General features: G+C 66.0%; 3 protein-coding genes. 2 read left to right on the top strand and 1 reads right to left on the bottom strand.

All coding sequences use genetic code 11. The features are described 5' to 3' along the window. Both MOV75_RS40150 and MOV75_RS40145 read left to right on the top strand, forming a co-directional pair. On the top strand, positions 1 to 326 hold a 326-nt coding region (locus MOV75_RS40150; RefSeq protein ID WP_369010504.1), incomplete at its 5' end, for an NTP transferase domain-containing protein. An 81-nt stretch (positions 327 to 407) separates the two neighbouring features. Next, the gene (locus tag MOV75_RS40145) at positions 408 to 632 is read left to right on the top strand and encodes a hypothetical protein (RefSeq protein WP_246932233.1); all 225 of its coding nucleotides are present in this window, start codon (positions 408 to 410) and stop codon (positions 630 to 632) included. A gap of 12 nt (positions 633 to 644) precedes the next feature. On the opposite strand, the gene MOV75_RS40140 is transcribed toward MOV75_RS40145, so the two are convergent. Next, on the bottom strand, positions 645 to 826 hold a 182-nt coding region (locus MOV75_RS40140), incomplete at its 5' end, for a substrate-binding domain-containing protein (RefSeq protein ID WP_247008385.1).

Raw genomic sequence — 826 nt, 5'->3', positions numbered from 1 at the left:
ATTGCCCGTTCCTGCCGCGCGATCTGGTTGCCCGCCTGCATGACGCACGCGAGCACGAGAGCGCGCAGCTCGCGGTCGCCGCATCAGGCAACCAGTCACATCCGGTGATCGGTCTGTGGCGCGTCGCCCTGCGCGACGAGCTGCGTCACGCGCTGGTCGTCGAAGACCTCCGCAAGATCGACCGCTGGACCGCGCGCTATCCGCTCGCGACGGTGACGTGGCCAGCCGAGCCACTCGATCCGTTCTTCAATGCCAATACGGTCGAGGACATCGCCGAAGCCGAGCGGCTGGCGGCACTGGATGACATGCCTGAGGCGTTGCCTTGAGTTCTTGACGGTAAGCGCCCGGCCGTGAACCGGACCTGGGAAGCGAACGACCAATGATTGGGACGTTGCCCCGGATGAACCATGGCCGACTCGCTCTTGGAAGTCATTTTCGATGTTGTCGATCTCGCGTTCGATGTTTCGGACGTAATCGATCGGACGAAGCCGCTGAGCAAGCCTGACACCGTCGAGGTCCCGCCGGACCCGAAGCCTCTGCCGCCTGCGGCGCAGCGTGCGTTGGCCGAAGCCGAGGAGCGGGAGCGCGCCATTCAGGCAGCCAGCGGCGCTGACCAGGCATCGCATCGATAACCCGGCTGGTATCTACGCGGGCCGAAATCCAGCTCGCTCCAGCGCGGCGCGTGCATCGTCCGAGCCGAGTGCGTCAAGGAACGCCCGCACCGCCGGCCGGTCCTTGCGCGCGGTCACCAGCGCGAAGTCATAATGCTCTTCCGCGAGCGGAATGAAGCCGAGGCCGACCGCATGGGCGACCGGCGCAATGGTCA

Origin of the sequence: Bradyrhizobium sp. PRIMUS42, from assembly GCF_023006515.1 — a bacterium.
Classification (GTDB): Bacteria; Pseudomonadota; Alphaproteobacteria; order Rhizobiales; family Xanthobacteraceae; genus Bradyrhizobium.
This window is presented reverse-complemented; position numbering and strand designations above follow the sequence as displayed.

Coding starts and splice junctions, on each gene's coding strand:
- MOV75_RS40145 (WP_246932233.1), top strand. CDS start 408: ATGGCCGACTCGCTCTTGGAAGTCATTTTCGATGTTGTCGATCTCGCG.